The 492-nt window shown below is 64.6% G+C and carries 1 protein-coding gene; it reads left to right on the top strand.

Annotation, left to right across the window (positions count from 1 at the left end; translation table 11 throughout):
- Positions 1–492: thiamine pyrophosphate-dependent enzyme (locus CKO41_RS18410; protein ID WP_242464429.1), on the top strand; the 492-nt coding region annotated here is incomplete at both ends.

Raw genomic sequence — 492 nt, 5'->3', positions numbered from 1 at the left:
CACCATGGGCTATGGGCTGCCGGCGGCCATCGGTGCCTGGTACGGTAACCCGCGGCAGCCGGTGGTGCTGGTCGACGGCGACGGCAGCTTCCAGATGAACATGCAAGAGCTCGCCACGGTGGTTGCCAACCGCATACCGCTCAAGATGTTCGTGCTCAACAACAGCTTCCTCGGCATGGTTCGCCAGTGGGAGGACATGATGGACGACGGCCATCACCACGAGACCTGCCTGGCCCGCCAGTGGGACTGCGATCCGGACTGCACCAGCATGGACCAGAACTGCCGCCGTCAGCTGCCGAATCTGACTGCGCTAAAGGCCGTCTACCCGCCCCTGGCCACCTACCGCGTGCGTCTACCGAGCAAGCTCGGGGAAGTCGTGGAGGAGGCCCTGACACAGCCCGGACCCGTCCTGGTGGATGTCTGGGTAGACAAAGCGGAAAATGTGCTACCGATGGTTCCGCCGGGCCAGCGCCTGGCGGCCATGATCGAGAG

This window comes from Thiococcus pfennigii (assembly GCF_016583835.1).
GTDB lineage: Bacteria > Pseudomonadota > Gammaproteobacteria > Chromatiales > Chromatiaceae > Thiococcus > Thiococcus pfennigii.
This window is presented reverse-complemented; position numbering and strand designations above follow the sequence as displayed.